This window comes from Geobacillus sp. YF-1, from assembly GCF_052692335.1.
This window is the reverse complement of record NZ_CP199850.1, coordinates 3071654-3096796: the sequence shown is the minus strand read 5'-3', so window position 1 is coordinate 3096796 and position 25143 is coordinate 3071654. Positions and strand designations below refer to the sequence as shown.

The window sequence follows — 25143 nt, the reverse complement described above, 5'->3', positions numbered from 1 at the left end:
TATAAATAATAAAGGGAGGCTCGACCTCCCTTTTCCATGGCAACGATGAATGATTGGCATACGATATTCATGATGAGGTGAGGACAACATGATCGATTTGGCGGAAATCAAACAAGAGCTCGAGAAAATGGCTAAGCGATTAGCGGAAATCAGGGGGTCTCTTTGACCTCGATGTGAAGCGGGAGCGCATTCGCGAATTAGAGGAGCAAATGGCCGCCCCCGGTTTTTGGGATGACCAGAAAGCGGCGCAGGCGGTCATTGCCGAGGTGAATGGGCTCAAGGATTTGGTTGGCGAGTTTGAGTCGTTGCAGGAACGGTTTGACAATTTGGAAGTGACGTACGAGTTGTTGAAAGAAGAACCGGACGAGGAGCTGCAGGCTGAGCTCGTGGAAGAAGCGAAAACATTGACGAAAGACTTCAGCGAGTTCGAGTTGCAGCTGCTGCTCAACGAACCGTACGACCAAAACAATGCGATTTTGGAACTTCATCCTGGCGCGGGCGGCACCGAGTCGCAAGACTGGGCGTCGATGCTGCTGCGCATGTACACGCGCTGGGCGGAGAAAAAAGGGTTCAAAGTGGAAACGCTCGACTACCTGCCGGGCGAGGAAGCGGGGATCAAAAGCGTCACGCTGCTTATCAAAGGCCGGAATGCCTACGGCTATTTAAAAGCGGAAAAAGGGGTGCACCGGCTTGTCCGCATCTCGCCGTTTGACGCCTCGGGCCGCCGGCACACGTCGTTTGTGTCATGCGAAGTCGTGCCGGAGATGGACGAAAACATCGAAATCGAGATTCGTCCGGATGAGCTGAAGATTGACACGTACCGCTCCAGCGGCGCGGGCGGACAGCACGTCAATACGACCGATTCGGCGGTGCGTATCACCCACTTGCCGACCGGGATCGTCGTCACGTGCCAATCGGAGCGGTCGCAAATCCAAAACCGCGAAAAAGCGATGAATATGTTGAAAGCGAAATTGTATCAAAAGAAACTCGAGGAGCAGCAAGCCGAGCTCGCCGAGCTGCGCGGTGAGCAAAAAGAAATCGGCTGGGGGAACCAGATCCGTTCGTACGTTTTCCATCCGTATTCGCTTGTCAAAGACCATCGGACGAACGTCGAGGTTGGCAACGTGCAAGCGGTGATGGATGGGGAGATTGACGTGTTTATTGACGCGTATTTGCGCGCGAAGTTGAAGTAAAGGGCGATCATCGGATCGTCCTTTTTCGTTTCAAAAATCATTTTTCTGATTTTGACGCATCTGCATCCCCATGGTATGCTGAAGGTAACGAAAGGCAAAAGGAGGGCGATGGCTTTGGCGGTGCGCAAACAAGTGCTTTACGAACTGATTGAACGGTTGGATGAAACGGATCATCAAACAGCGTACGATTTTTTGATGTACCTGCTTGATCGGTCCAGAAAGGAACGAATGGTATGGGAGCGGATTGACGAAACAGATGAAGAAGAAACGTTGACGGAAGAAGAGCGCCAGCAGTTGCAAAGCGATGAAGGATATATCATCGGGGGAGAAGCCAAGCGTGAATTCGGGCTACAAGTTGATTTACCATAGGGCCGCAGTCAAATTCATCGCTAGGCAAGAAAAAGAGGTTCAAGAACGGTTGGCCTCTGGGTTGCAAGGTCTGCTAGCGATCCCACCGCAGGGGGATATTAAAAAGTTGAAGGGGCAGGATGGATTATATCGGCTGCGAATCGGAACATATCGTGTATTGTTTCGTATCGATCATGAAGAACGAATCATCTATATTGAGGCGATCGGCAACCGTGGGGATGTGTATTGAGGCTTGTATTTTTTGGCTAGGGCGATCATCGGATCGTCCTTTTTTCCTTTAGCATAGTAGATCGATATCGCGTTAATCGGCTGTCATTTACTTGCCAAAACGGGCATGCTATACTCACAAAGGAAGGTGGGGAAGCATGCGGAAACGAAAAGAGAAAACCGTTTCTCCGGCGATCGAGGCGGCGTTGGAGTATGGATACGTGCTCGCTGGCGCGGCGATCGTCGCCGTGGCGTTTAACGTGTTTTTGCTGCCGAACCGGATCGCCTCGGGCGGAGTGAGCGGCATCAGCACGATTATGCATGCGCTGTTTGGCATTGAGCCGGCGTATGTCCAATGGGCGCTCAACGTCCCGCTCTTTATCGCCGGCGTGGTGTTGTTAGGCCGGCAGTTTGGCGTGAAAACGTTCGTGGGGACGGTATTTTTGCCGCTTGTGGTCTATTTGACGAAAGAGATGGAGCCGGCGACGACGAATCCGCTTCTTGGCGCGATTTTTGGCGGTATCGGTGTTGGGCTTGGCCTTGGCATTGTCTTTCGCGGTCGGGCGTCGACGGGCGGCACCGACCTAGCAGCGCAAATCATTCATAAATATACCGGGCTGTCGCTTGGGATGTGCGTCATTTTGATCGACGGTTTGATCGTGTTGACCGCGGCGTTTGTGTTTGATATCGAACGGGCGCTCTATGCGCTGATTGCGCTGTATGTGACAAGCAAAACGATCGACCTCGTTCAAGTCGGACTCGGCTACTCGAAGATCGCGCTGATCATTACGAACGAAGAAGAGAAAGTGCGGCGCGCCATTTTGCACGAAATCGACCGCGGGGTGACGCGGCTGCCGGCGTACGGCGGTTACACGGAACATGAGCGCCCGGTGTTAATGTGTGTCGTCGCCCAATCGGAGTTCACGAAATTGAAACAAATCGTCCGAACCATTGATCCGACGGCATTTGTCGTCGTCGCCAACGCCGCTGAGGTGCTTGGCGAAGGGTTTCAGCGTACGTAAAAGAGAAAAAATCGGTTATAATACATATGAGAAACCAATGTTTTAGGGGGAGTTCACCATGAAGTGGAAATGGGCTGCGCTGTTTCTCGGTGTTTCGCTCGCCTTGGCGGCATGTGGCGGCGGAGATAACGCCGGGAACAACACCGGCAGCAGTGGCGGAGGGGATACCGCTGCGTCCGCCGAACAAATTTTCAAACAAAACTGCGCATCCTGTCATGGGCAAGATTTGTCAGGAGGGGCTGGCCCGAACTTGCAAAAGGTAGGGAGCAAGTATTCAAAAGATCAGATTAAAGACATTATTGCCAAAGGCCGCGGCATTATGCCTGGGAGGCTGATCAAAGGCGAAGAGGCCGATAAAGTAGCCGAGTGGCTGGCCGCCAAAAAATAATCGCCACTGAGCGGAAAAAGCGAGACGTCGCCTTGTTCGAATGCGAACAGGGCGATGTTTTTTTGAGCGTGGAAAACCGAGGCATTCTCGCCCAGACCGTTTCCTCATCTCGCCGATGTAAAAGCCGGCGTGCGCTTGCCGGCGTGCGATTCTCTCCCATACCGTTTCCTCATATCATTTCTCAAAATCGAGACACCTTGTCACATTTCTGTTTGCGTGTCCACTCAGCGATCGAGGAAAACAGCGGTTTTTCACCCGTCTTCCAGAAGATCGTTGATGGAAAAGGATACGGTGCTCAAACGATCGTTTTCGCATATAGACATGTTTGCAGCACTACGACTTTTTCCCTATCGTTATTTGAAATATAAATGTAAAATTCGACAGAAGAAAATCGTGTTATAATAATCCTTGCGGAATTTTGCTAGATTCGTTCGAAACAGCTCGAGAAATGACAACAAGCGCGTCGAAAAATAGGTGATGACGATGATTGAAATGCAAGATGTATATAAAACATATCCGAACGGTGTTGTGGCATTAAACGGCGTCAATGTCCGCATCAAACAAGGAGAATTCGTCTATGTCGTTGGACCTAGTGGAGCGGGCAAATCGACGTTTATCAAAATGATGTACCGCGAGGAGAAGCCCACGAAAGGGAGTATCATGGTCAACGGAGTGAACCTCGCGAAGCTCAAAGATAACAAAGTGCCGTTGCTGCGCCGCCAAATCGGCATTGTCTTTCAAGATTTTAAGCTGCTTCCTAAACTCAATGTATATGAAAACGTCGCCTTTGCTTTGGAAGTGATTGAAGAGTCGCCGAAAGCCATTCGCAAAAAGGTGATGGAAGTCCTTGATCTCGTTGGTCTCAAGCATAAAGTCCGCTCTTATCCGAACGAATTGTCCGGCGGCGAACAACAGCGCGTCTCCATCGCCCGCTCGATCGTCAATTCCCCGAAAATTGTCATTGCCGATGAACCGACAGGAAATTTAGACCCGGAAACATCATGGGGGATTATGGAGTTGTTTGAGAAAATTAACGACCGGGGAACGACCATTGTGATGGCAACCCATAATAAGGAAATCGTCAATGCGACGCGGCGGCGTGTCATCGCCATCGAAAACGGAAAAATTGTCCGTGACGAGGCGAGGGGGGAATACGGCTATGACGCTTAACACGTTCAAGCGCCATGTTCGGGAGAGCGTCAAAAGTCTCGGCCGCAACGGCTGGATGACGTTTGCTTCTGCGAGCGCCGTCACCGTGACGCTGCTGCTCGTCGGCGTCTTTTTCACCGTTATGTTCAACATTAACTATTTTGCCAAAAAAGTAGAAAATGATGTCGAAATCCGCGTGCATATCGAGTTGACCGCCGACCGTCAAGCAAAAGACGCGTTGCGTCGGCAAATCGAAGCCATTCCCAACGTCAAAGATGTCCGTTATTCCTCGAAGGATGAAGAGCTGAAGCGGCTGATCAAAAGCATGGGCGAGGAAGGGACGGCGTTCCGTCTGTTTGAGCAGCAAAACCCGCTCAGTGATGTGTATGTCGTCAAAGCCGCCCGTCCGCAAGACACGGTGAAAATCGCCAAGCAAATTGAAACGCTCCCGTCTGTTCATAAAGTGAACTACGGACAAGGAACGGTTGAAAAGCTGTTTGATGTGCTAAAAGTGATGCGCAACGTTGGGCTGGTGCTGATTGCCGGCTTGCTGTTTACGGCGATGTTTCTCATTTCCAACACGATTAAAATTACGATTTTTGCCCGCCGCCGCGAAATCGAGATTATGCGCCTCGTCGGGGCGACGAACGGGTTTATCCGCTGGCCGTTTTTCTTGGAAGGATTGTGGCTTGGCGTGCTCGGTTCGATCGTTCCGATCACGGCGTTGGCGGTCGTCTACTATAACGTCTACCATGTATACGAGCATCAGTTTGCGCTCCAGCTGTTTGAGCTTCTTCCGTTTTCCCCGTTCATCTGGCAGCTAAGCGCTTTGCTGCTGGCCATCGGCGCTGTCATCGGTGTCTGGGGAAGCGTGATGTCTGTGCGCAAGTTTTTGAAGGTATAAACAATCCAATTTAGCAGGGAGAGGGGAAACGAGATGAAAAAGAAAAACGTAATGGCGCTCGCCGTTGCCGCGGCGCTTGGGCTCGGCGTTCTGCCGCCTGCGGCCAATGCCGTCAGCTCTCGCGATATTCAACAAAAGCGAAGCGAAATCGACGCGCTTCGCTCCAAGCGGTCGGAAGTGCAGGGGAAAATTAGTGAGTCGCAAAAAAACATCGAGTCCCTCCAGTCGCAGCAAAAACAAGTCGCCAATGACATCGCGAAGCTGAACGTCGCTATTGAGGAGACGAGCGGAAAAATCCGCAACGTCAGCGCTGACATCGACCAAACAGAGCGAGCGATTACCCAATTGAAACAAGAAATTGCCGAAATTCAGGAGCGGATTGAAAAGCGGAATGAGATTTTAAAGGAGCGGCTTCGGTCGCTGCAAGAAAGCGGTGGAGCGATCAGCTACTTGGAAGTGCTGCTGGGCGCGCAAAGCTTCAGCGACTTCATCGACCGCATGAGCGCGGTGACGACGATCATGGAAGCGGACCAGCAAATCGTCCGCGAGCAAGAGGCGGATAAAGCGCTCAAAGAGAAAAAAGAAACCGAACTGACGGAAAAGCGGAACAAGCTGCAAGCGGACTTGCAGGAGCTCAAACAGCTGCAAGCAAGCCTCGCCGGTCAGCTGGAACAGAAAAATCAATTGATGGCTGATTTAAAACAAAAAGAAGAAGAGGAACACGAACATCAGTTGGCGCTTGAAGAACAAAACGAATTGATTGCCAAGCAAGAAGCAGCCGTAAAGCAGCAGCTCGCCGAACTGGAGCGGCAAAAGCGGGCGGAAGAGGAAGCCGCGAAGCAGCGGGCACGTACATATTCACCGCCAGCATCGAAAAACGGCGGGGAAGCGCCATCTGGCGGCAGCGTCCCGCCGGTATCGAGCGGGGCGTTCACCCGTCCGGCCAACGGACCGATTACATCCGGTTTTGGGTACCGGTTTGGCGGCACGGACTTCCATCCGGGAGTCGATATCGGCAAACGGGCTCCGGTCGTTCCGGTCGTTGCCGCCGCCGACGGGGTTGTGTTCCGTTCCTACTATTCTAGCAGCTACGGAAACGTTATTTTCGTCAGCCATATCATCGACGGCCAACTGTATACGACCGTTTATGCTCACCTTGAAGCGCGGCTCGTGGGTGAAGGTCAGCGCGTGCAAAAAGGGCAAATCATTGGATACATGGGCAACACCGGCGATTCAACCGGCCCGCACTTGCACTTTGAACTTCACCGCGGCGAGTGGAACCCCGGCAAGACGAACGCCGTTGACCCACGCAATTACATTGCGTTCTAATCCGCTGAAATGAAAAAGGGATGCGCAACTCGTCAATCGCTTTGCGATGGGCCAGTTGCGCATTTTTTCTTGGAGGGCGGTGATGTAAGGAAAGCATGTGGATTCATCGTATTAACTCTCGAACCGCGCGGTTTCTCAAATAGAGAAGCGCCGTAGCATCGAAACTGCTTTTCACGCGTTCCATCATCGATCAAGGCAAGCAGCGATTTTTCACCAACCTTCTAGACGAAAGAGGATGTCCCAAAAGATCGGGACACCCCCTTTCGTTGCTATATATTACGTACTGACTGCTTCTGCGGCACGATATGTTGTTCCTCTCTTGAAAGCAGACACCTTTAGCCTTATTGTCATGATTCATCACGATCGTTAGCTGGGCTGTCGCTGTCCTTGCCATCGCCATCTTGATCATAGCCTTCGTCATCATCTTAATCGCCGTCATCCTGATCATCATCGTCTTCGTCATCACTAGGCTGTCCCGTGTTGTTCCCTTTGTCGGATTGTTTGACAGAAAGTTTCCGCGCCCGGCCGTTTCCATATTTCCACTCGAGTTCAAGGCGGAACGGAGTATCAAGGGAAAAGAGAGTTTGGATTTTGACGATGATTTCATCATTGGATAGCGTCGGCGCTGCTTGCAAGCTGGTAATGAGCGCTTGAACATCGTCAGCCGTTACGTGGCCTGTCCGATCTTTGATATGCAAATGGGAATGGCGTTCCGACCAATGATAGTCGATTTTCATCGTTCGGTTCGCCGCTGTTTTGATTTGCAGCTCAAGCTTTTGGATGACATTGCTTAGCTTCGTTTTTCCTTGCTTTTCCGCTCCGTCTTTGATGCGGTCATTGTCGCTGTCGGCATCTTTCGGCTTGGTGCCGAGCGCTATCTCGGCGCTGTTTGTCAATCCATCGCGATCCGTGTCCTCGTCCCCATCCAATACTTTATCTTTGTCCGTATCTGCTTTCGTCGGATTTAGACGGAGGCTGTATTCCACTCGATTGGTCAACCCATCGCGGTCTTTGTCTTGGTTGGCGACGTTTTTCCCTAGACCGAGTTTGTACTTCAGTTCCCAATTATCCGGGATACCGTCTTTGTTTTTATCAGCCCACTTCGGTTTGGATGACGGCTTCCCTTTGGCCTCAGCCGTTGCCCACCCTGATGAAACTAGCAAGGCGACAGCGAGGCATCCTGTGACCATTCGCTTCATGTTTCTCTTCTCCCTTCATCTTTAGTGATGGATGTGGAAGATACGTTCGGTAGCTGGCTGGCATAGCGTCTTGCGCCGTAGCCCCTTTAGCTTTGCGCCGCGCTGTTTCCAGCGCTTTGCCTTTTCGCCGTACCTTCTCGCAGGAGAAGATGCGGCCGTATCTACTTCTAATATAAGTCGTTCTACCTTCTAAGGGAAATCATTCCTTTGTCCTATTTTCCGCTTGCTTTTTCGCCTTTGTTTTTTCTATAATTATCTTGAATTCGAGAATTATTCAATGCCGGTATGGGCTCCTATATATGATAATCCTGTAGGAGGATGGAGAAAAACTGCTGTTTGCCTTGATCGATGATGGAATGCGTGAACATAGAAGCTGATGCAACCAGTTTTTCTATTTGAGAAACGATTCCGAGAAGCGGTTGCGTGAGTCAATCACCGGCCCCTTAGTGTGCATGCGGTCCGAACGATTTGCAGACCATTGGTGAGGGATAGGCGGTTCGAATTGCGCCAATGAAGGAGAGGAAAATGATGATTCAGATTGACCGGGCTTCATCCCGCTATCATGCCGATTACGGTTGGCTGAAGACGTACCATAGTTTTTCGTTTGGCGAGTATTACGATCCGAACAACGTTCAATTTGGCCCGCTGCGGGTGTTAAACGACGATTTCGTCGCGCCGCTTGCTGGTTTTGGCGCTCACCCACACCGGGAGATGGAAATTGTGTCAATCGTATTAAAGGGGTATTTGCAACATGAAGACAGCACGGGGCATAAAGCCGTGACGACGTTTGGCGGCGTGCAGCGGATGTCGGCCGGCACCGGCATCGTTCGCCGTTAAGGGCGAGCGGTGCCTCTTTTTTCCGTTCTGTATCGGTTGAGAAATCAAAAGCGAGCATGTAAACTAGTAAGAGGGATGGGCGGTATGGCATCATACTCGGTACAAGCTTGACATATGATGAAAATAAAGGCTTGGCACGGCGATAAGCGGTGCTTTTCATTTATGGGACAGGGTGAGGAGGAAACGACGTGAAAAAAACGACAATGACTGCGCTAATGGCGCTGTCGATGCTCATCGGGGCGGGGGGCACGTACGTCGGCCTGCAGTGGGCCGACCGCCCGCCGGAAGGGGCGCTTTCAACAATTGTGGCCGATGAGCTGTCCAAATCCGCGGGCGATGATGAAGAAATGAAAAAAATTCGTCAAGCGTATGAGCTTATCAAAAATCGATATGTGGAAAAGGTCGATGAAGACAAACTGACGGAAGGCGCCATTCAAGGGATGATTCACACGCTCGGCGACCCGTATTCGGTGTATATGGATGCGGAAACGACCGAACAGTTCAATGAATCGCTCGATTCATCGTTTGAAGGGATCGGCGCTGAAGTCAGCATGATTGACGGCAAAGTGACGATCGTCGCCCCCATCAAAAATTCACCGGCGGAGAAAGCAGGATTGAAGCCCAATGACCAGATTTTGCGCGTCAACGGGGAAAGCTTGGAAGGGCTTGACTTGTATGAAGCGGTGTTGAAAATCCGCGGCAAAAAGGGGACGACGGTCGAGCTGGACATTTTGCGTCCTGGCGTGAAAAATGTCATGAAAGTCAAAGTCGTCCGCGATGAAATTCCTATTCAGACGGTGTACGACTCGATCAAAACGTACCAAGGCAAAAAAGCGGGCTACTTGCAAATTACGTCGTTTTCGGAAAACACGGCGGCCGATTTTAAAAAGAAATTGGCGAAGCTGGAAGCTGAACACATTGACGGCTTAATCATCGATGTGCGCGGCAATCCGGGCGGCTATTTGCAAAGTGTGGAGGAAATTTTGAAACAGCTGATTCCAAAAGGCAAACCGTATGTCCAAATCGAAGAACGCGACGGCGACCGGCAAAAATTTTACTCCGACCTAACGGCGAAAAAGCCGTACCCGATTGTCGTTCTTGTCGACCAAGGCAGCGCCTCGGCGTCGGAAATTTTGGCCGGAGCGATGAAGGAAGCGGGGGGCTATCCGCTCGTCGGCGAGACTACATTCGGCAAAGGGACGGTGCAGCAAGCGATCCCGATGGGCGATGGAAGCAACATCAAATTGACGCTGTACAAATGGCTGACCCCGGACGGACATTGGATTCATAAAAAAGGAATCAAGCCGGACGTCGCGGTCGCTCAGCCGGACTACTTTCACGTCGCTCCGCTTCATGTGGAAAAACCGTTTCAGTATGATATGAACGATGAGCAAATCGCCAATGCACAAAAAATGTTAAAAGGGCTTGGCTTCAACCCGGGCCGCACTGACGGCTATTTCAGCAAAGAAACGGAACAGGCGGTAAAAGCTTTCCAAAAAGCAAACAAGCTGCCGGTCACGGGCCACATCGATGACACGACAGCGCAACTGTTGCAGGCGAAAATCATGGAGGCGGTGCGCGACCCTGGCCATGACATGCAGCTCAAAAAGGCGCTGGAGGTGCTGTTTTCGTCATCGGCCCGGCGCGGGTGAGCAAGCGGGAAAACCGCTTTTCGGTTTAACGTAATTTCTGATAGAAGTCTCCCACCTCAAGGGAATATACAGGGCAAAAACCAATGAGTAGGTGGGAGAGGAATGTCGGTTGGCGATCGCCGACGGATGTGGTCATCGATCGTTCGAGCGGACGCCTTCGGAGCGAGGGAAAGCGTAAAGGGGACTTGTGTGGGGCTTCCCGTTCGGTGAACACGCACAAGTCGCTAGAAGCCTCCTCCCCAAGCGAAGCAGAGGTGACGGGTAGTTCACAGCCTTTCCGCGCTGACACGCTCCGGCCGCTTCCGGGTTGTCGTGCGGAGAGGAAAAAGGCGTTCATCGGTCAATGGCTCTCGTGAGGGAAAGCGCGATGGCCGGCGTTGTCTCTTGATTCGATCACGGCTGGACGGGATGAGAAAGAGGGGAGCGAAAAGGCGCGCCCCATATCGTGAGGCAGAACCGTATATATAGCAACGCAAGAGAAGGAGGGTGTCCCTACAAAGGATCGGGACACCCTCTTTCGTTGCTAATATAACGCGCTGGCTGCTTCTGCCGCACGGGGACCGCTGTTTTCTGTTCTATAAGCGCGCCGGCGTTTTTTTCTGTTCTGCCGGAAGCGGCAGCTGGACGGTCGTTTCGATCGCAAAGCGCGGACGACGTTTTACTTCTTGGTAAATTTTACCTACGTATTCACCGATCAGACCGAGGCTCATTAGCACGAGTCCGCCGATAAACCAAACGGAAATCATGAGCGACGTCCAGCCGGATTCCGCGTGTCCGAGCCATTTGCTGATGAGAGCGTACAACCCGGCTGCTCCGCTGATGAGAAAAGCGGCAAAACCGATCAAAGTAATGGCGCGAATTGGTGCGACGCTTAAGGAGGTGATGCCGTCAAAGGCGAAGGCGAGCATCTTTTTGAGCGGGTATTTCGACTGCCCGGCCCATCGCTCATGACGGTCGTAAAAGACGCATGTCGAGCGGAACCCAACAAGCGGCACCAATCCGCGCAAAAAGAGATTGACTTCTGTGTAGCGGCTCAGCTCATCGAGCGCCCGCTTGCTCATTAACCGGAAATCGGCGTGGTTGTAAATGAGCTCGATTCCGAGCGCCTGCATGAACCGATAGAAGGCTTGGGCGGTCGTACGCTTGAACCACGTGTCTGTCTTTCGGCTGCGCCGCACGCCGTAAACGATGTCGTATCCTTCGCGGTATTTTTGCACAAATTCGCGGATCGCCTCCACATCGTCTTGCAAATCGGCGTCAATGGACACGGCGCAATCGGCGTACGCGCGGACGGTGTCAAGCCCGGCGAGCAGCGCCCGCTGATGGCCGACGTTGCGCGCGAGCTTGATGCCCGCCACGAAGGGGTTTCGCTCGCTTTCTTCTTCAATGAGCGACCATGTCCGGTCGCGGCTGCCGTCGTCGACAAAAACGACATGGCTGCCGATGGCGACCGCTCCTTCTTCGAGCAATTGCTCAAGCAAAGCGGTCAGCCGCCGGATCGTTTCCGGCAACACGTCTTCTTCGTTATAGCATGGGACGACGATGGCCAACAATGGTTTGTCCATCATGTGTTTCTTGCCTCCTTTCACTCCACTTCATACACATAAATTTTCCATACTGACTGTCGATCGGTGAACGCCCGCAAGAAGCGGAGATGGATGTCGCGGGCGTTCATGATCGGGACGGAGGAAAAAATGTACTTGCCGCCAAGCTGTTTGAATGCCTTTGTGTTGATCTCGAAATGATGGATGACTTTATGCGATCGTTTCGTGAACATATAATGTTTTCCAAGCTCTGCCGAGAACAAATAGACGCGGTTGCCCCAATGGTCAAAATAGTCTTTCAGCACCGGGTTTTTATCCAGTTCCTTGGCGATGATACGCCGAAATTGCCGCTTATATGACAGCGGGTAAAAATTGTTGTACGTATCGAGCGTATAAAACCCGTTGTATTGAGCGATGGCCGGATGCAGCCCAACGCTGGCGACGCGGTAGGAGGATACCGGCTTGCCGATATATCGTTTGATTTCTGAAAACAAATGTTCAGAATAAAATTGCTCGAACGATGGTGTGCCAGCGAGGCGATAGCGAATTTCCTCGTTGAATCCGCCAAGCAGCAGCAACTGCAACGTCAGGGCGATCGGTACGAGCCGCCGCCACGCCGCGCGCTCTTTGGCGATGATTTGCAAGGCCAAGGCAAAATCAAGGTAAATGACCATCGGCCGCAAAAAATGGAAGCGGGCGAAATTGAACGTATTCAAAAGCGAAATCCGTTCTTTGAGCGGCTGCCACCCTTTGTAAAACCAAAACGCATACCAAGTCGATAAGGCGATGTTCAACCAAAACAGCAAAAGAAAGCGCCGCTCCAATGGTCCGCGCTGTCGGCGCCAAACGAGAAAAAACGCCGCCCAAAGCACCGGCAAGATGATCGGCCCGTGAACGGTCATTACATGCGTATGGCCGAGCACATAGTTTTTTAGCGTCAGCCGCAGACAGTGGAGGAAGCTGAGCCGTGAAGAAAGAAATTCGTTTCGGCTCGTCGGTTCGCCATCGAAGACAAGCGAGTATACGAGCCGGTACTCGATGGCTAAAAACAAGCTGGTCATCAAGACAATCGCTGTGAACAATCGTTTGTTCCATTGCCTGCGGACAACGCCGTCAAACAACCACACCGCCCCCATCGCGGCGAGGAAAAAGAAAAATCCGAGCACAAAGCTGGCGTAAAACGGAAGCAAGATGATCGCAAGCCACTCTTTCCACGTCGCTTCCCCTTTGCGGATGGAAAGAAATGCCCATAGCGCCAGCGGCATGCCGAGCGTGCTCAGCATCCCGGACGGCCAAAACGGCGTCAGGGCGAAGGCGAGGGAGACGCCGACGCGAATCAGCCATGATTCCGGATTCGGCAAAAAGTGGCGGCGAAGCAGCCAATACATGCCCAAAAAAGCGAAAATACGCGTGATCGTCTGGCTGAGCGCGTACGCCACCATGGAAGGGAATAAGGCGTGCAGCCACACGATGCCGCTGAATTCCGTCCCAAAGGCGTTGCGCGGCAGGCCGTTGATCACTTGCGGGATGACGGCGTCGATGGGGCCGAACAGCTCGCCGCTCCGGACCAGCACCCGATACCAAGCAATGTTGGAATCCATGTTGTCATGGACACGAATATGGGCATGTTCCCCGAGAAGATATAGAGGGGACAGATAGGCCGCCAAGATGATCCATGCCGCGATGAGCGCCTTTCGTTCGTTCCGTTCCACGTCTGGCTTCCCTCCTTTCGAAAAGCGAAATCATCGCAACATCCGACATTATACGAAGCAATGATTAAGAAATGATAAGAAAGAGGTAAAGAAGCGGTGAAGGCCAAGCAAAAAAGCCCGCTTCAACCGGCCGAAGCCTTCGGGAGAACGATTAGAATCCACCGCCGTCCCCCAAACGGAGCCGCGGTTGCTAAGCCTAAGGAGGACGGCGGGGATCAACAAGGTGAAAAAACAATCTATATAAGTTGCCATTTTGTTTTCCATGGCATTGTTCACCGTTCTTGTCACGGTGCCAACTTGTCAGGTGATAAGATGGGACATGGAGACCGGAGATTCTTATTAAGTTGCAATTTTGTTTTACAACCCGCTGATTACTCTGATATCGGCTTGTATTTAGATGAAACCTGCAACGAAGACTCGGAAATTCTTTATTGCAACTTATACAGCTTCCCCTTTTTTATCCACCTTCATGATTTGGGCCACAATCACTCGCTTTGTCCATCTTCATGCTTGACGGTGGTCACAGCAGAGAAAAAGGGGCCAGAGGGTGCCTCCAAGTTGGTTGAGCCCCCTCTTGCGCCCTCATTAGATGTGGAAGGCAGGAGCTGAACAAAGCTTTTCGATTTTGAAACACGATGTTGCGAATAGGCATTGTTCAATCCCTATCGTATGTTAGAAGGCCGGTGAAACGTGCTGATTTGCGCCCAACCGCCAGTGTTTCGACGTGTATGTTGGCAAGGTTGCTCAAATGGAGCAAGTCAGGTTGCCCATAGACTTCCTCCTTCCAACCGGCCTTTTCGATTGGCTGCTGGCTTGCGTGTTGCTCTTTCACCGCCAACGGTCAGTTGTCAGCCGCCCGCGCGGCCGGAACTGAAGCAACCGGCTAGGCAAACAGACCGATCACCCGTCCGAGGCCGCGCCGTTTTCGCTTCGGTGGTTGGGGCGGTTCGTGGGATGATGGCGGCTTGTTATTCAGCTGTTGCTCGAGCCGGGCGACGAGCTGTTCGAGCGCGGCGAGACGGGTAGTGATTTCTTCCATTTCTCGACGGTGATGCAGCAATTGAACGGAGACGACGTCGTCGGCTTTTTGGCCGAGCTGCTGTTCGAGTTGATCAAGGCGCGAAGAGATGCGGGCGATTTCCGGTTCGAAGGATGGCTGGCGCAAAACGTCGAGCGTGGGCGACGGCGCTTCTTGTTTCGGTTGGTTGTCGGTTGGCAACGACGCTGCAACGGAAGGGTACCGCGCGGCTGCCGACCGTTCCAAGGCCGCGCCTTGTTCGAATTTGACGCGCTCCAACAAAGCGATCGTGTTTTCATCGAACAAGTAATGGCCGGCTTCATTTTTGCGCAGCGGGATGTCATACTTCCGCACCCAGCGTTGGATGGTTTTCGGCGAAACACCAAGACGGGCGGCGACATCGGTCGTTTTTATTTCCATCGTTCCACTCCTCCCTTTCTCCTTCTTGTTCTATCTTTTTTTCATTGAGGGCGCGAACTCCTTCCTGACCGACAAAACTAGTGGCGATTCGACAAAGAAAGCCGAAAAGGACGGCATTTCGCCACATGGGAAAAAAGATGGCGGCAGGCATAGGATTTGTCGCGGCCATTTGGTAGAATAAAAGGTAAAGAACGGTGAACGAAACAAGGGGGAACGTTGATGGCGACATGGGGGCTTGAATGGCTAGAAGGGATTGCGGCGGTATGGCGGCAGCCGCTCCTTTATTATGGCGCCTTGCTCGCCTTGGCCGCCGGTTGGCGGCGGGTGAAGCGCGAGCGCCGCGATTTTCACGTGCGCGTCTACAGTCCATGGAAAGAATGGCGGGGGCTTTGGACAAGCGGATGGCTTCCGGGGGCGGTGCTGTCAGCGGTGGCGCTTGGGGCGGGCCTCGTCGTGCCGAAGGAGGTCGTTTGGACGGTGACCGCGCTCACGGTGCTGCTTGGCTTGACGATGGAAGCGCGGCTATTGTCGGCGGCGTATACGCTGGGGGGGACGCTGCTTGTGCTCGCGATGGCCGAGCGCGGCAGGATGGCTGTTCCTTGGCTTCGCGATGGCGTAGAAGCAGCGCCGGTGTTGGCGCTGTGGCTGACGTTGCTGTTGGCGGCTGAAGGATGGCTCATCATTCGGACGCGAACGGAGCCCGCTTCGCCGCAGCTTTTGAAAAGCAAGCGGGGAATGACCATCGGCCGGCAATGGGTGCAGCGCCTCTGGTTTGTGCCGGTCGTGTTGCCGATGGCTGGCGGCTCGCTGCCGTCGTTTCCATGGTGGCCGTTTGCTGTCGGCGGGGAAGGGCATTCGTTTTGGCTTGTTCCGTTCCTGATCGGGTTTTCTCAGCGTCGCCATCATGTGCGGCCGCCCGAGGCGGCGCGTCGGGAAGGGCGGCTCGTGCTGCTGCTGGCCGGCGTTGTTGCCGTGTTGGCGACAGGAAGCGTATGGTATGCGCCGCTGGCGGTGGCGGCGGGAGCGGTGGCGGTCATCGGGCGTGAATGGATCGCTTTTTCTGGCCGCCGCGCCGACAGCGCTTCCCCACCCCGCTTTGCCCGTCATCCGCACGGAGTGGTCATCGTCGGGGTGCTGCCGGGGTCAAAGGCGGAAAAAATGGGGCTTTCGATTGGAGAAGTGATCTGCAAAACGAACGGGGTGCCAGTGCGGACGGAGGCGGAGTTTTACGAAGCGCTCCAGCGCAACCGCGCATTTTGCAAATTGGAAGTGATCGGCGACAACGGGGAAGTTCGCTTTGTCCAGGGGGCGCTCTATGAGGATGAACACCATGAGCTTGGGCTGCTGTTCGTCCGCGAGCGCGGCTCCTTGGCATCCGAAGCTGTTTCGTAAAGGAGAAGACAATCATGTGGTTTTTGGCGGCGCTTTTCATACCGTGTCTCTTAGTGTTGTTGTTCGCGCGGGTGACGTACAATCGATACATCGCGGTGCTGTTGACCGTCGCCCTGCTTGTAGCTTCTTATCTGAAAGGGTATACAGACCAGTTTCATGAAATCGTGGCCGATGTTGCTTCCACGATAGCCGGGTTTTTGTGGGCAGGGCGCATGCTTGAGCGCTTGAAGGAAAAATGAAGGGCGATGGCCGGCGCGCGGCTGTGATGATCACCGCTTTTCCCCGCCGGCGGACGGTGAAGCAAGCAAAGAGGGGTGGGGATGGACTCACGCAACCGCTTCTTGGAATCGTTTCTTAATGTAGAAAAACTTGTTCCATCGATCAAGGCAAACAGCGGTTTTTCATCAACCTTAACAAGGCCGGCGGAAATAGCTGTTTTTTCCGATCAATGGATGAACGTGTGAAAAGAAGCGCTGATGATACAACGTTTCTCTATTGGAGAAACGATGCTAGGAATCGGTATGTACTATTAAATCACTAGCCTCTAAAGGAGCGGACGGGGAAGAAGGAACCAGTCCGCTTTTTGGCGTTGCTAAAAAGGGCGATGATGGCCGCAAAATCGAGATGTCGGTTGCTCCGCGTCTGCGTCTCGCTGCACTGATGCCAGCGCCTCTGTCTGTTGATGGGGCGCTTCGTCTTGTTCCTTGGGACAGCGGTTTCTTCCCGAAAGTGCAGGAAAGAGGGAGCGATGGAAAACGCTGAACGGATTGGTACGAATATGAGTTCGCATTTTTGATGCGCCGATGGAGCCGATGTGGTACAATGGGGAAAGATGGTACGGAGAAGGAGGCGGAACGGTGGAGGGCCGTTTTCAACTAGTTTCATCTTATCAACCGCAAGGCGATCAACCGCAGGCGATCGCCAAACTCGTTGACGGGTTGCGGCAGGGAGTGAAGCATCAAACGCTGCTTGGGGCGACAGGGACGGGCAAAACGTTTACGATCTCGAACGTGATTGCCCAAGTCAACAAACCAACGCTCGTCATCGCCCACAACAAAACGCTCGCTGGCCAATTGTACAGCGAGCTGAAGGAGTTTTTCCCGCACAACGCCGTCGAATATTTTGTCAGCTATTACGATTACTATCAGCCGGAAGCGTACGTGCCGCAGACGGATACGTACATTGAAAAAGACGCGAAAATCAACGATGAAATCGACAAATTGCGGCACTCGGCGACATCGGCTTTGTTTGAGCGCCGGGACGTCATCATCGTCGCCAGCGTGTCGTGCATTTACGGTTTAGGGTCGCCGGAAGAATACCGGGAGCTCGTCGTTTCATTGCGCGTCGGGATGGAAATCGAGCGCAACGCGTTGTTGCGGCGGCTCGTTGACATCCAATACGACCGCAATGATATCGACTTCCGCCGCGGCACGTTCCGCGTCCGCGGCGATGTCGTCGAAATTTTCCCCGCTTCGCGCGATGAACATTGCATTCGCGTCGAATTTTTCGGCGATGAAATCGATCGCATCCGCGAGGTGGACGCCTTGACCGGCGAGGTGCTCGGCGAGCGTGAGCACGTCGCCATTTTCCCAGCGTCGCACTTTGTCACGCGCGAGGAGAAAATGCGGCTCGCCATTCAAAACATTGAACAAGAGCTCGAGGAGCGGCTCGCCGAACTGCGCGCGCAAGGGAAGCTCTTGGAGGCGCAGCGGCTCGAGCAGCGGACGCGCTATGATCTTGAAATGATGCGCGAGATGGGCTTTTGTTCCGGCATCGAAAACTACTCGCGCCATTTGGCGCTGCGGCCGCCGGGCTCGACGCCGTACACCTTGCTTGACTATTTTCCGGACGATTTTTTGATCATCATTGATGAGTCGCACGTCACCTTGCCGCAGCTGCGCGGCATGTACAACGGCGACCGGGCGCGCAAGCAAGTGCTCGTCGACCACGGCTTTCGCCTGCCGTCGGCGCTTGACAACCGGCCGCTCACGTTTGAAGAGTTCGAGCAAAAAATCAATCAAATTATTTACGTCTCCGCGACGCCGGGGCCGTATGAGCTCGAACATAGCCCGGGCGTTGTCGAACAAATCATCCGCCCGACCGGGCTGTTGGATCCGACGATCGACGTCCGTCCGACGAACGGGCAAATCGACGATTTGATCGGCGAAATTCGCGAGCGGGTCGAGCGGAACGAGCGGACGTTGGTCACAACGTTGACGAAAAAAATGGCCGAAGACTTGACCGATTATTTGAAAGAAGCCGGCATCAAAGTCGCTTACTTGCATTCGGAAATCAAAACGCTGGAGCGCATTGAAATCATCCGCGACTTGCGGCTCGGCAAATACGATGTGCTTGTTGGCATCAACTTGCTGCGGGAAGGATTGGACATTCCGGAAGTGTCGCTTGTCGCCATTTTGGACGCCGACAAAGAAGGGTTTTTGCGCTCGGAGCGTTCGCTCATCCAGACGATCGGCCGCGCGGCGCGCAACGCGAACGGCCATGTGATCATGTACGCCGATACAGTGACGAAATCGATGGAAATCGCCATTCAAGAAACGAAGCGGCGCCGGACGATTCAGGAAGCGTACAACCAAGAGCACGGCATCGTGCCACGCACGGTGAAAAAGGAGATTCGCGACGTCATCCGCGCGACGTATGCGGCGGAAGAGACGGAGACGTACGAGGCGAAGGCGCCGGCCAAGATGACGAAGCAGGAGCGGGAAGAGCTGATTCGAACGCTCGAGGCGGAAATGAAAGCAGCGGCCAAAGCGCTCGACTTCGAGCGGGCCGCCCAGCTGCGTGATGCCATTTTCGAGTTGAAAGCGGAAGGGTGACGGGAATGGAGAAAATTATCATCAAAGGGGCGCGCGCCCATAACTTAAAAAACATTGACGTCGAAATCCCGCGCGGCAAGCTTGTTGTGTTGACCGGGCTGTCGGGTTCGGGAAAGTCGTCGCTGGCGTTTGATACGATTTACGCGGAAGGGCAGCGGCGCTACGTCGAATCGTTGTCGGCGTACGCCCGCCAGTTTTTAGGGCAGATGGACAAGCCGGATGTCGATGCGATCGAAGGATTGTCGCCGGCCATTTCGATCGACCAAAAGACGACAAGCCGCAACCCGCGTTCCACGGTCGGCACGGTGACGGAAATTTACGACTACTTGCGGCTGTTGTTCGCCCGTATCGGCCGGCCGTTCTGCCCGACGCATGGCATCGAAATTCAATCGCAGACGATCGAGCAAATGGTCGACCGGCTGCTCGCGTACCCGGAGCGGACGAAAATGCAAATTTTGGCGCCGATCGTCTCGGGGCGAAAAGGGACGCACGCCAAGACATTGGAGGATATTCGCAAGCAAGGGTATGTGCGCGTCCGCATTGACGGCGAGATGCGCGAGTTAACGGAAGACATCGAACTGGAAAAAAACAAAAAGCATTCGATTGAGGTCGTCGTCGACCGGATTGTGATGAAAGACGGCATCGCGGCAAGGCTCGCTGACTCGTTGGAGACAGCCTTGAAGCTCGCCGACGGCAAAGTCATCGTCGATGTGATCGGCGAAGGAGAGCTCTTGTTCAGCGAAAAGCACGCTTGCCCGTATTGCGGCTTTTCGATCGGGGAGCTTGAGCCGCGCTTGTTCTCGTTCAACAGCCCGTTTGGCGCCTGTCCGGACTGCGACGGGCTCGGGGCGAAGCTCGAAGTCGATCCCGACCTTGTCATCCCGAACGATGAATTGACATTGAAGGAGCACGCCATCGCTCCGTGGGAGCCGCAAAGCTCGCAATATTACCCGCAGCTGCTCGAAGCCGTGTGCCGCCATTACGGCATCCCGATGGACGTGCCGGTGAAAGATTTGCCAAAAGAGCAGCTCGATAAAATTTTGTACGGCAGCGGCGGGGAAGTCATTCATTTTCGCTATACGAACGATTTCGGCCAAGTGCGTGAACAGTACATCGAGTTTGAAGGGGTTTTGCGCAACATCGAGCGCCGCTACCGCGAGACAAGCTCCGATTACATCCGCGAGCAGATGGAAAAGTATATGGCCGAACAGCCGTGCCCGACGTGCCAAGGCTACCGGCTGAAAAAAGAAAGCCTCGCCGTCTTGGTCAGCGGCAAGCATATCGGCGAAGTCACCGCCATGTCGGTGACCGAAGCGCTCGCCTTTTTTGACGGTCTCGAGTTGACGGAAAAAGAAGCGCAAATCGCCCGCCTCATTTTGCGTGAAATTCGCGACCGGCTCGGCTTTTTGCAAAACGTCGGCCTCGACTATTTGACGCTCAGCCGCTCAGCGGGCACGCTTTCCGGCGGCGAGGCGCAGCGCATCCGCTTGGCGACGCAAATCGGCTCGCGGCTGACCGGCGTCTTGTACGTGCTCGACGAGCCGTCGATCGGCCTGCATCAGCGCGACAACGACCGGCTGATCGCGACGTTACAAAACATGCGCGACCTCGGCAATACGCTCATTGTCGTCGAACATGACGAAGATACGATGCTCGCGGCCGACTATTTGATTGACATCGGCCCGGGGGCGGGCATCCACGGCGGCGAGGTCGTCGCGGCCGGCACGCCGGAAGAGGTGATGAACGATCCGAACTCACTCACCGGCCAATATTTATCGGGGAAAAAATTCATCCCGCTTCCGGCCGAACGGCGCCAGCCGGACGGACGGTGGCTCGAGGTGATCGGCGCCCGCGAGCACAACTTGAAAAACGTCTCGGTGAGCATCCCGCTCGGCACGTTCGTCGCCGTCACCGGGGTGTCGGGCTCGGGCAAAAGCACGCTTGTGAACGAAGTGCTCTATAAGGCGCTGGCGCAAAAGCTGCACCGGGCGAAAGCGAAACCGGGGGAACATCGCGACATCCGCGGGCTTGAGCATCTCGACAAAGTGATTGACATCGACCAATCGCCGATCGGACGCACCCCGCGGTCGAATCCGGCGACGTACACCGGGGTGTTTGATGACATCCGCGACGTGTTTGCCGCCACGAACGAAGCGAAAGTGCGCGGCTACAAAAAAGGGCGCTTCAGCTTCAACGTCAAAGGCGGGCGCTGCGAGGCGTGCCATGGCGATGGGATCATCAAAATTGAAATGCACTTTTTGCCGGACGTGTACGTCCCGTGCGAAGTATGCCACGGCAAACGGTACAACCGCGAAACGCTTGAGGTGACGTACAAAGGAAAAAACATCGCCGACGTGCTGGACATGACGGTCGAAGATGCGCTGGACTTTTTCGCTTCGATCCCGAAAATCAAACGCAAGCTCGCGACGCTGTATGATGTCGGCCTCGGCTATATGAAGCTTGGCCAGCCGGCGACGACGCTCTCCGGCGGCGAGGCGCAGCGCGTCAAGCTCGCTGCCGAGCTGCACCGGCGCTCGAACGGCCGGACGCTCTACATTTTGGACGAGCCGACGACCGGGCTGCACGTCGACGACATCGCCCGGCTGCTTGATGTGCTTCACCGGCTCGTGGACAACGGCGATACGGTGCTCGTCATCGAACATAACTTGGACGTCATTAAAACGGCCGATTACATCATTGACCTAGGTCCGGAAGGCGGTGACCGCGGCGGGCAAATTGTCGCGGCCGGCACGCCGGAACACGTGGCCGAGGTCGAAGCTTCCTACACCGGCCGCTATTTGAAACCGATTTTGGAACGCGACCGGGCGCGCATGCAGGCGCGGTATGAGGCGGCAAAGGCGTAACGCTTTTGCCGCTTTTTTCAACCCGCGGTGGAGGGAGTGGCTGCGCTGTCTTTTTTCCAACGGCGGGAAACTTTCCCTGATGATGATCGTATATACAAAACGAACACGTTGGAAAGGGGATTGTCAATGTCAACGAATAAAATGGTATCAGCGCTTTGTTATTTTAGCGTCTTTTTTGCGCCATTGCTTTTGCCGATCGTCGTTTATTTCGTCGTTGAGGATATGGAAGTGAAACGCCATGCGAAGCGGTCGCTCGTGTCGCATTTGATTCCAGCCGCCACCATTGTCTTGTTTATCGCCTTCGCCGCCTCGCCGCTCTTGCTTGGCCATTGGAACGAGGGGTCGTTCTTGTTTGGCAGTGGGGTCGTGTGGCTTGGCTTTCTTGTGGCCGGGGTGGTGAACCTTGTGGTTGTGATTTGGAATGTCATTAAAGGGATTCAAGTGTTAAAATAGAAATGATGATGGCCGTCGGTTCAAGGCGACATAGGCCGACGATGGCGTTTCAACGCGGAAGATTACAGAAAAGATGGTGAGGCCATGCTCAATTGGTTGATCGGAGTTGTCGTAAATACGGTGTTGTTAATGGCGATTGACGGCTATTTTGACGACATTCATTTCAGCGGGGTGGGGGCGGCGTTTGTGGCCAGCCTCATTTTGGCGGTGCTTAACGCCGTCGTCCGCCCAGTCCTCATTTTATTGACGCTGCCGGTAACGGTGTTAACGCTCGGTTTGTTTTTGTTTGTGATCAACGCCATCACGCTTATGATGACGGCCGGGTTGATGGGAGATGCGTTTCAAATCGGCGGTTTTGGCACCGCGCTGCTCGCGTCGATCGTGTTGTCGTTTTTCCATTTGCTTGTGCAAAAGGCGATTATTGAGCCGCTGCGCGACCGCTCGTAACGGAAGCGCGATCGATGAAAGGGGCGCCGTCGTTTTCCGCCGCGGCGTGAATCGATCGAGACGCGGAACGGAGCGGCGCCTAGACGGTGCGTTGCGCATCATTTCGGTTCGACGGGGGCTGAATCGGGACGGGGAAGCCGTCCCGATTTTGTTTTCGCCGTTGTTTTCCATTCAATGACGAAACGAAACGTGCTACAATGGAAAAAGATGAGGAAAGGGGAGAAAGGCCGAGTATGCCAAAAGTGCGGACGAAAGACATCATCGAACAGTTCCAGCTCGAGCTCGTCAGCGGCGCCGAGGGCATTTACCGCCCGATTACGACGAGCGACTTGTCGCGGCCGGGCATTGAGATGGCCGGCTATTTCGCTTATTATCCGGCGGAGCGCTTGCAGCTGCTTGGGCGGACCGAGCTGTCGTTTTACGAAACGTTGACGCCGGAAGAAAAACGGTCGCGGATGGAGCGGCTTTGCACCGACATTACGCCGGGGATCGTCGTTTCGCGCGGGCTTGAAGTGCCGCCCGAACTGATCGAAGCGTCCGAGCGCCAGTCGGTGCCGGTGATGCGTTCAACGATGAAAACGACCCGGCTCTCAAGCCGATTGACAAACTATTTGGAAAGCAAGCTCGCCCCTACGACCGCGGTGCATGGAGTGCTGGTCGATGTGTATGGGGTCGGTGTATTGATCACCGGCAAAAGCGGCGTCGGCAAGAGCGAGACGGCGCTGGAGCTCGTGAAGCGCGGCCACCGCTTGGTCGCCGACGATTGCGTGGAAATCCGCCAAGAAGACGAGGACACGTTGGTCGGCAGCGCGCCCGAATTGATCGAGCATTTGCTGGAAATTCGCGGGCTTGGCATCATCAATATGATGACGCTGTTCGGCGCAGGAGCGGTGCGGACGCATAAGCGCATCTCGCTCGTCATCGATTTGGAGCTGTGGGATCCGGAAAAGCAGTACGACCGGCTCGGGCTCGAGGAAGAAAAAGTAAAAATATTGGATACCGAACTGCCGAAACTGACCATTCCGGTCCGCCCCGGACGCAACTTAGCCGTCATTGTGGAAGTGGCGGCGATGAACTTCCGGTTAAAACGCATGGGCGTCAACGCCGCTGAGGAGTTTTCGGCGCGCTTGAGCGATGCCATCGAGGATGGAGCGCCCGATTACGAGTAACGGTGGACCGCGAACAGGAGGCGGGTGGCGGGAGACAACGGCGTTCGTTCCCCCCGTGATTTAAGCCGCCTTCGTGCGCATTGGAGGCATCTTGAGCGCGGCATTCGTCCTTGCCTGATACGCACCATAGGAGGTGGAAAGATGGAGTCTGCGATTCAGCCGCTTGACCGCGTGTTTTTGCACCTTGGTCCGATTACAATATATTGGTATGGCGTCATTATCGGCACCGGCGTTTTGATCGGGCTGTGGCTCGCGACGCGCGAAGGGGTGCGGCGCGGCTTGCCGAAAGAGACGTTTGTCGATTTGGTGCTGTTTGCTGTGCCGATCGCCATTGTCTGCGCGCGGACGTACTACGTGCTGTTTGAATGGAACTATTATTCAAAGCATCTTTCTGAGATTCCGAAAATCTGGGAAGGAGGCCTTGCCATTCACGGAGGGTTGATCGGGGCCGTGGCGACCGGCGCGGTGTTCGCCCGCGTGCGCGGGCTGTCGTTTTGGAAGCTTGCTGATATTGCCGCCCCGAGCATCATTTTAGGGCAGGCGATCGGGCGCTGGGGCAACTTTATGAATCAGGAGGCGCACGGCGGTCCGGTGTCGCGCGCGTTTTTGGAAAACTTGCATTTACCCGATTGGATCATCAATCAAATGTATATTGACGGCCGTTATTGGCATCCGACTTTTTTGTATGAGTCGCTTTGGAACCTCGTCGGCTTTTTCTTGCTTCTTTGGCTGCGGCGCGTCAATTTGCGGCGCGGTGAGTTGTTTTTATCCTATTTAATTTGGTATTCGGTGGGCCGTTTCTGGATTGAAGGGATGCGCACCGACAGCTTGATGCTGGCCGGCAGTCTGCGTGCGGCCCAAGTCGTATCCGTGACGTTGATCGTGCTGTCGATCGTGCTGTGGATCGTGCGCCGGGCGAAAGGATGGGCCGAAGCAAGATATCAAGACGAGTAACCGCTCTAGTCCGTTGAGGTGTGACTAGGGAAAGGGGCGGCGAAAAGGCCACACGACATCATAAAGACAAGCGAAGGAGAGAGGAGA

General features: G+C 54.2%; 22 protein-coding genes, 1 pseudogene and 1 riboswitch. Of the genes and pseudogenes, 19 read left to right on the top strand and 4 right to left on the bottom strand.

Features of this window, described 5'->3' with window-relative positions; translation table 11 throughout:
* Positions 1-91: 91 nt before the first annotated feature.
* The 8 genes from prfB to ACTVIM_RS15355 all read left to right on the top strand — a co-directional run bounded on the left by prfB (position 92) and on the right by ACTVIM_RS15355 (position 6561).
* Positions 92-1193, top strand: a protein-coding gene (prfB, locus tag ACTVIM_RS15390; RefSeq protein ID WP_108209728.1) for a peptide chain release factor 2 whose coding sequence is annotated in 2 segments (ribosomal slippage) — positions 92-163 and positions 165-1193 — 1101 coding nt in all. Because the reading frame shifts where the segments join, the coding sequence is not laid out codon by codon here.
* A 108-nt stretch (positions 1194-1301) separates the two neighbouring features.
* Positions 1302-1562 carry a hypothetical protein gene (locus ACTVIM_RS15385; RefSeq protein ID WP_081897160.1) on the top strand — a complete coding sequence of 87 codons (261 nt, stop codon included), beginning with the start codon at positions 1302-1304 and terminating at the stop codon, positions 1560-1562.
* Positions 1531-1791 carry a type II toxin-antitoxin system RelE family toxin gene (locus ACTVIM_RS15380; RefSeq protein WP_033017823.1) on the top strand — a complete coding sequence of 87 codons (261 nt, stop codon included), beginning with the start codon at positions 1531-1533 and terminating at the stop codon, positions 1789-1791. The genes ACTVIM_RS15385 and ACTVIM_RS15380 overlap by 32 nt, the downstream gene beginning before the upstream one ends.
* Before the next feature lie 136 nt (positions 1792-1927).
* The gene (locus tag ACTVIM_RS15375) at positions 1928-2791 is read left to right on the top strand and encodes a YitT family protein (RefSeq protein ID WP_033017822.1); all 864 of its coding nucleotides are present in this window, start codon (positions 1928-1930) and stop codon (positions 2789-2791) included.
* Positions 2792-2849: 58 nt separating this feature from the next.
* Positions 2850-3179 (top strand): cytochrome c551, encoded by a 330-nt coding sequence (gene cccB / locus ACTVIM_RS15370; protein WP_445613085.1) that lies wholly within the window; start codon positions 2850-2852, stop codon positions 3177-3179.
* 483 nt (positions 3180-3662) lie between these two features.
* A complete protein-coding gene (ftsE, locus tag ACTVIM_RS15365; RefSeq protein WP_144976363.1) occupies positions 3663-4349 on the top strand; it encodes a cell division ATP-binding protein FtsE in 687 nt (228 codons plus the stop codon).
* Positions 4339-5232, top strand: a complete 894-nt coding sequence (gene ftsX, locus ACTVIM_RS15360; protein WP_445613084.1) for a permease-like cell division protein FtsX — start codon at positions 4339-4341, stop codon at positions 5230-5232. Before ftsE ends, ftsX begins: the two co-directional genes overlap by 11 nt.
* 33 nt (positions 5233-5265) lie before the next feature.
* A complete protein-coding gene (locus ACTVIM_RS15355; RefSeq protein WP_445613083.1) occupies positions 5266-6561 on the top strand; it encodes a murein hydrolase activator EnvC family protein in 1296 nt (431 codons plus the stop codon).
* Between the two features lie 425 nt (positions 6562-6986).
* Here the strand turns inward: ACTVIM_RS15355 and ACTVIM_RS15350 are convergent, their stop codons facing one another.
* Positions 6987-7760, bottom strand: a complete 774-nt coding sequence (locus ACTVIM_RS15350; protein WP_445613082.1) for a thrombospondin type 3 repeat-containing protein — start codon at positions 7758-7760, stop codon at positions 6987-6989.
* A gap of 45 nt (positions 7761-7805) precedes the next feature.
* A riboswitch (cyclic di-GMP riboswitch) is annotated at positions 7806-7891 on the bottom strand.
* A 397-nt stretch (positions 7892-8288) separates the two neighbouring features.
* Between ACTVIM_RS15350 and ACTVIM_RS15345 the strand changes: the two are divergent.
* Together ACTVIM_RS15345 and ACTVIM_RS15340 are read left to right on the top strand one after the other, a co-directional pair.
* Positions 8289-8588 (top strand): annotated as a pseudogene (locus ACTVIM_RS15345) (pirin family protein); the annotation flags it as partial.
* Between the two features lie 197 nt (positions 8589-8785).
* Positions 8786-10249 carry a S41 family peptidase gene (locus ACTVIM_RS15340; protein WP_445613081.1) on the top strand — a complete coding sequence of 488 codons (1464 nt, stop codon included), beginning with the start codon at positions 8786-8788 and terminating at the stop codon, positions 10247-10249.
* 575 nt (positions 10250-10824) lie between these two features.
* On the opposite strand, the gene ACTVIM_RS15335 is transcribed toward ACTVIM_RS15340, so the two are convergent.
* Positions 10825-11817: a glycosyltransferase family 2 protein gene (locus ACTVIM_RS15335; RefSeq protein WP_445613080.1), complete on the bottom strand. Its 993-nt coding sequence runs from the start codon at positions 11815-11817 to the stop codon at positions 10825-10827.
* Between the two features lie 17 nt (positions 11818-11834).
* Positions 11835-13505 carry a DUF6044 family protein gene (locus tag ACTVIM_RS15330; RefSeq protein ID WP_033017812.1) on the bottom strand — a complete coding sequence of 557 codons (1671 nt, stop codon included), beginning with the start codon at positions 13503-13505 and terminating at the stop codon, positions 11835-11837.
* A gap of 96 nt (positions 13506-13601) precedes the next feature.
* Here ACTVIM_RS15330 and ACTVIM_RS15325 point away from each other — a divergent pair, with 96 nt between their 5' ends.
* The gene (locus ACTVIM_RS15325) at positions 13602-14114 is read left to right on the top strand and encodes a hypothetical protein (protein ID WP_445613079.1); all 513 of its coding nucleotides are present in this window, start codon (positions 13602-13604) and stop codon (positions 14112-14114) included.
* A 274-nt stretch (positions 14115-14388) separates the two neighbouring features.
* Here the strand turns inward: ACTVIM_RS15325 and ACTVIM_RS15320 are convergent, their stop codons facing one another.
* A complete protein-coding gene (locus tag ACTVIM_RS15320; protein ID WP_445613078.1) occupies positions 14389-14943 on the bottom strand; it encodes a MerR family transcriptional regulator in 555 nt (184 codons plus the stop codon).
* A gap of 219 nt (positions 14944-15162) precedes the next feature.
* On the opposite strand from ACTVIM_RS15320, the gene ACTVIM_RS15315 reads away from it, so the two are divergent.
* The 8 genes from ACTVIM_RS15315 (at position 15163) to lgt (ending at position 25056) form a co-directional block, all read left to right on the top strand.
* Positions 15163-16335 carry a PDZ domain-containing protein gene (locus ACTVIM_RS15315; protein ID WP_445613077.1) on the top strand — a complete coding sequence of 391 codons (1173 nt, stop codon included), beginning with the start codon at positions 15163-15165 and terminating at the stop codon, positions 16333-16335.
* A gap of 14 nt (positions 16336-16349) precedes the next feature.
* Entirely contained in the window at positions 16350-16574 is a 225-nt protein-coding gene (locus ACTVIM_RS15310) for a CsbA family protein (protein ID WP_033017804.1), read from the top strand.
* 618 nt (positions 16575-17192) lie between these two features.
* A complete protein-coding gene (gene uvrB / locus ACTVIM_RS15305; RefSeq protein WP_033017803.1) occupies positions 17193-19169 on the top strand; it encodes an excinuclease ABC subunit UvrB in 1977 nt (658 codons plus the stop codon).
* Between the two features lie 5 nt (positions 19170-19174).
* Positions 19175-22033 (top strand): excinuclease ABC subunit UvrA, encoded by a 2859-nt coding sequence (gene uvrA / locus ACTVIM_RS15300; protein ID WP_445613076.1) that lies wholly within the window; start codon positions 19175-19177, stop codon positions 22031-22033.
* A gap of 126 nt (positions 22034-22159) precedes the next feature.
* Positions 22160-22486, top strand: a complete 327-nt coding sequence (locus ACTVIM_RS15295; RefSeq protein WP_445613075.1) for a DUF4870 domain-containing protein — start codon at positions 22160-22162, stop codon at positions 22484-22486.
* Positions 22487-22570: 84 nt separating this feature from the next.
* Entirely contained in the window at positions 22571-22933 is a 363-nt protein-coding gene (locus ACTVIM_RS15290) for a phage holin family protein (RefSeq protein WP_033017797.1), read from the top strand.
* A 233-nt stretch (positions 22934-23166) separates the two neighbouring features.
* On the top strand, positions 23167-24102 hold the full coding sequence (hprK, locus tag ACTVIM_RS15285; protein ID WP_033017792.1) for an HPr(Ser) kinase/phosphatase: 936 nt from the start codon (positions 23167-23169) through the stop codon (positions 24100-24102).
* 141 nt (positions 24103-24243) lie between these two features.
* Positions 24244-25056, top strand: coding sequence for a prolipoprotein diacylglyceryl transferase (gene lgt / locus ACTVIM_RS15280; protein WP_445613074.1), 813 nt, complete (start codon positions 24244-24246; stop codon positions 25054-25056).
* Positions 25057-25143: the final 87 nt, after the last annotated feature.

Coding starts and splice junctions, on each gene's coding strand:
- ACTVIM_RS15385 (WP_081897160.1), top strand. CDS start 1,302: ATGGCTTTGGCGGTGCGCAAACAAGTGCTTTACGAACTGATTGAACGG.
- ACTVIM_RS15375 (WP_033017822.1), top strand. CDS start 1,928: ATGCGGAAACGAAAAGAGAAAACCGTTTCTCCGGCGATCGAGGCGGCG.
- cccB (WP_445613085.1), top strand. CDS start 2,850: ATGAAGTGGAAATGGGCTGCGCTGTTTCTCGGTGTTTCGCTCGCCTTG.
- ftsE (WP_144976363.1), top strand. CDS start 3,663: ATGATTGAAATGCAAGATGTATATAAAACATATCCGAACGGTGTTGTG.
- ftsX (WP_445613084.1), top strand. CDS start 4,339: ATGACGCTTAACACGTTCAAGCGCCATGTTCGGGAGAGCGTCAAAAGT.
- ACTVIM_RS15355 (WP_445613083.1), top strand. CDS start 5,266: ATGAAAAAGAAAAACGTAATGGCGCTCGCCGTTGCCGCGGCGCTTGGG.
- ACTVIM_RS15350 (WP_445613082.1), bottom strand. CDS start 7,760: ATGAAGCGAATGGTCACAGGATGCCTCGCTGTCGCCTTGCTAGTTTCA.
- ACTVIM_RS15335 (WP_445613080.1), bottom strand. CDS start 11,817: ATGATGGACAAACCATTGTTGGCCATCGTCGTCCCATGCTATAACGAA.
- ACTVIM_RS15320 (WP_445613078.1), bottom strand. CDS start 14,943: ATGGAAATAAAAACGACCGATGTCGCCGCCCGTCTTGGTGTTTCGCCG.
- ACTVIM_RS15315 (WP_445613077.1), top strand. CDS start 15,163: ATGGCGACATGGGGGCTTGAATGGCTAGAAGGGATTGCGGCGGTATGG.
- ACTVIM_RS15310 (WP_033017804.1), top strand. CDS start 16,350: ATGTGGTTTTTGGCGGCGCTTTTCATACCGTGTCTCTTAGTGTTGTTG.
- uvrA (WP_445613076.1), top strand. CDS start 19,175: ATGGAGAAAATTATCATCAAAGGGGCGCGCGCCCATAACTTAAAAAAC.
- ACTVIM_RS15295 (WP_445613075.1), top strand. CDS start 22,160: ATGTCAACGAATAAAATGGTATCAGCGCTTTGTTATTTTAGCGTCTTT.
- ACTVIM_RS15290 (WP_033017797.1), top strand. CDS start 22,571: ATGCTCAATTGGTTGATCGGAGTTGTCGTAAATACGGTGTTGTTAATG.
- hprK (WP_033017792.1), top strand. CDS start 23,167: ATGCCAAAAGTGCGGACGAAAGACATCATCGAACAGTTCCAGCTCGAG.
- lgt (WP_445613074.1), top strand. CDS start 24,244: ATGGAGTCTGCGATTCAGCCGCTTGACCGCGTGTTTTTGCACCTTGGT.